The 3,495-nt window shown below is 66.6% G+C and carries 6 protein-coding genes; 2 read left to right on the forward strand and 4 right to left on the reverse strand.

Annotation, left to right across the window (positions count from 1 at the left end; all coding sequences use genetic code 11):
- Positions 1-365: FxsA family protein (locus tag EN738_RS32415; RefSeq protein WP_127287127.1), on the forward strand; the 365-nt coding region annotated here is incomplete at its 5' end.
- A 175-nt stretch (positions 366-540) separates the two neighbouring features.
- Positions 541-1,038, forward strand: a complete 498-nt coding sequence (gene secB, locus EN738_RS32420; protein WP_126057318.1) for a protein-export chaperone SecB — start codon at positions 541-543, stop codon at positions 1,036-1,038.
- Positions 1,039-1,111: 73 nt separating this feature from the next.
- On the opposite strand, the gene dnaQ is transcribed toward secB, so the two are convergent.
- The 4 genes from dnaQ to EN738_RS32440 all read right to left on the reverse strand — a co-directional run.
- Positions 1,112-1,834, reverse strand: a complete 723-nt coding sequence (gene dnaQ, locus EN738_RS32425) for a DNA polymerase III subunit epsilon (RefSeq protein ID WP_127287128.1) — start codon at positions 1,832-1,834, stop codon at positions 1,112-1,114.
- Positions 1,835-1,908: 74 nt separating this feature from the next.
- Positions 1,909-2,514, reverse strand: a complete 606-nt coding sequence (gene coaE, locus EN738_RS32430; RefSeq protein WP_127287129.1) for a dephospho-CoA kinase — start codon at positions 2,512-2,514, stop codon at positions 1,909-1,911.
- A 13-nt stretch (positions 2,515-2,527) separates the two neighbouring features.
- Complete coding sequence (locus EN738_RS32435) at positions 2,528-3,361, reverse strand: shikimate dehydrogenase (protein ID WP_127287130.1); 834 nt, start codon at positions 3,359-3,361, stop codon at positions 2,528-2,530.
- Positions 3,354-3,495: Maf family protein (locus tag EN738_RS32440; RefSeq protein ID WP_189606095.1), on the reverse strand; the 142-nt coding region annotated here is incomplete at its 5' end. The genes EN738_RS32435 and EN738_RS32440, both read right to left, overlap by 8 nt.

A 3,495-nucleotide genomic window follows, 5' to 3' on the forward strand; every position in this document is an offset into this window, starting at 1 on the left:
GCCTGTTGCTGCGACACCAGGGTTTCGGCGTGATGGCGCGGGTGCGGGCGGAAATGGATGCCGGGCGCGATCCGAGCAGCCAGCTCGCGCATGGCGCGATGATCGTGCTGGCGGCGATCCTCTTGATCATCCCCGGCTTCATCACCGACATCCTCGCCATCCTGCTGCTGTTGCCGCCGGTGCGGGACCTCGCCTGGCGGATGCTGAAAAGCCGCATCGTGCTGGCGACCAGCTTCAGCGCCGGCTTCCAGGCGCGGCCGCGCGGCAAGACGATCGATCTCGACGACAGCGACTATTCGCGCGGCGACGATTACACCCGCGGCCCCGACCACAATTCGCCCTGGCGCCGCCTCAAGGACGACTAGGCAATTTCCGGCCAACTGCGCCGAGGTTCCCCGGCAGGAATCTGCGACGGGAGATCGGTCGCAACTGTGATCCCGCGCCGAGGCGGCAAACCTTGTCTTGTCATGCCGACCATGGTAGCGAACCCCCGGTTTCAATCCGGTCAGCAAGGCTGCCCAGGCAAAAGGACAAAGGCTCATGGCCAGCAAAGACGACGCGCCGACCGGCGCCGCCAACGGCAACGGCAACGCGCAGCCGACACTCAACGTACTCGCCCAATATGTGAAGGACCTGTCCTTCGAGAGCCCCGGCGCGCCGAATTCGCTGCGCGGCCGCGACAAGGCTCCCGGCATCGCCATCAATGTCAACGTCAACGCCAATCCGCTCTCGGACAAGCAGTTCGACGTCAACCTGACGCTGAACGCCAAGGCCTCCTTCGACCAGGAAGTGCTGTTCAACGTCGAGCTGGTCTATGGCGGCGTCTTCGCCATCAGCGGCTTCCCGCAGGAACATATGCTGCCGATCCTGTTCATCGAATGCCCGCGGCTGCTGTTCCCGTTCGCCCGCCAGATCATCGCCGAAGCAACCCGCAATGGCGGCTTCCCGCCGCTGATGCTCGACCCGATCGACTTCGCGCAGATGTTCCAGCAGAAGCTGGCCGAGGACCAGGCGGCGGCCAAGGTCCAGGTGAGCTGATCCGCTCTTTATTTGGTATCGAAAAGCCCGGCCTCGCGCCGGGCTTTTTGCATGAGATGCCGGCGGGACGGTGCTAGTTCTGTGCCGCCCCGGCTTCGGCTTCCACCTTCAGCCACAGCGCCTTTTCGCCGAGCGTGCGCACCAGGCCGGCATGCGCGGCGCGCTCGGCCTCGGTGAGACGCGGCGGCAAGGCGATCGGCCGCGCGCCGATGGAGATGTCGATGTCGGCCACCTCGCCGGCGCCGTTCATCTGCACCGCCACCGCATCGAGGATCAGCGCCGCCTGCTTGCCGCCGATGAGCTCGATATAGACCTCGGCCAGCAATTCGGAATCGAGCAGCGCGCCGTGCTTGGTGCGGTGACCATTGTCGATGCCGTAGCGGCGGCAGAGCGCGTCCAGCGAGTTCGGACCCATCGGGTGCTTGCGGCGCGCCAGCGCCAGCGTGTCGACGACGCGGCCGACATCGATGGCGGGATGGCCGAGCCGGCCGAATTCCAGATTGAGGAAGCCGATGTCGAAATTGGCGTTGTGGGCGATCAGCTTGGCGCCGTCGGTGAAGGCCAGCCACTCCTCGGCGATTTCCGAAAAGATCGGCTTGCCGACCAGGTCGGCGGCGCTGATGCCATGCACGGCCTGCGCCTCGGCATGAACCGCCCGTCCCTGCGGGTTGATGAATCTGTGGAAGGTGCGGCCGGTCGGGAAGCGGTTGACCAGCTCGACGCCGCCGAGCTCGATGATGCGGTCTTCGCGCATGTCGAGGCCGGTGGTTTCCGTATCGAAAATGATCTCGCGCATCGAATCAGTCCACTCTGGACGTGCAGAATCATCCAACGGAACAAAATGGCAATGGGGACTGCTGACAGCAGGCGTCAGGAAGCGTCATTGCCCGACTTATCCCCCGCCAATTCGGCGATGATGGCCGCGACCGCGGCGCGCGCGGCGTCAAAGCCCTGGCCGGTGTCGACGATGAAATCGGCCTGGCGCCGCTTGTCGGCGTCGGGCACCTGCTTGGCGAGGATCGCAGCCAGCTTCGCTTCGCTCATGCCGGGACGCGCCAGCACGCGCGCGCGCTGCACCTCGGCCGGGGCGGTAACGACCACGACCTTGTCGACGCGGTCGCGGCCGCCGGTCTCGAACAGCAAGGGAATGTCGAGCACGGCGAGCGGCGCGCCGGCGGCGCGGTGCCTGGCAAGGAAAGCGTCGGCATCGGCGCGGACCAGCGGATGGACGATCGCTTCCAGTCGCTTCAGCGCGACGGCGTCGCCGAGCACCCGCGCGCCGAGCCTGGCGCGGTCGACGACACCCGCATCGGTGGTGCCGGGAAAGGCAGCCTCGACCAGCGGGCCGGCCTTGCCGGCATAGAGGCGATGCACCGTCTCGTCGGAATCGTGCACCGGCACGCCGGCCTCGGCAAACATCTTCGCCGTCGTCGACTTGCCCATGCCGATCGATCCGGTGAGGCCAAGCACGATCATATCCGGCGCCTTATCAATGGGCTTCGATGTCGGCAACGATCATCCGTCTGAGCTCGGCGGTGACCTCGGGCCGCGTGCCGAACCAGCGTTCGAAACCGGGCACCGCCTGATGCAGCAGCATGCCGAGCCCATCGACCGTCCACAGGCCGCGCCCACGGGCGGCGGCGAGCAACGGCGTCTCCAGCGGCACATAGACGATGTCGGTGACGATGGCATGGTCCGGCAGGCCGGCCGGATCGGCGGACAGGCCTTCATTGCCATGCATGCCAAGCGCCGTCGTGTTGACGAGCAGGCCGGCATCGGCGAGCAGGTCGCCGACAGCGTCGGCGCTATGCGCGGTAACGCCTGCGCCGAAGCGATGGCTGAGCTCCTCGGCCCGCGCCAGCGTGCGGTTGACGATGCGGATGTCGCCGACGCCGCGCTCTTTCAGCGCATGGATGACGGCGCGCGACGCGCCGCCGGCGCCAAGCACCACGGCCGGGCCATTCGCTGCCCAGCCCGGCGCGTAGTCGTCGAGATTGGCGGCAAAGCCGTGGGCGTCGGTGTTGCCGCCCCACAATTTCCCGTCCTCGAACCAAAGCGTGTTGACGGCGCCGATCGCTTCCGCCGCTTCGTCGCGGCGCTCGACCAGCGCGAAGGCCGCCTCCTTGTGCGGGATGGTGACATTGCCGCCCTGGAAACCGTTGTCCCGCAGCGCGTTCAGGAAGGCGGCGAAATCATCGGGGGCGACATCGATCGCCTGGTAGCTGCCGTCGATGCCGTATCTGGCCAGCCAGTGGCCATGGATTTTCGGCGAGCGCGAATGCGCGATCGGGTGGCCGGTGACGAAGGCCTTCTTCTCAGCCATCGATCGCCCCCAGCGCGCGCAATTCTTTCAGCACCGACAGCAGCGGCAGGCCGACGATGGTGAAATAATCGCCTTCGATTCTTTCGAAGAGCTGGATGCCTTCGCCCTCGATCTGGTAGGCGCCGACGCTCGAC

This window comes from Mesorhizobium sp. M4B.F.Ca.ET.017.02.2.1, assembly GCF_003998955.1.
GTDB lineage: Bacteria > Pseudomonadota > Alphaproteobacteria > Rhizobiales > Rhizobiaceae > Mesorhizobium > Mesorhizobium abyssinicae.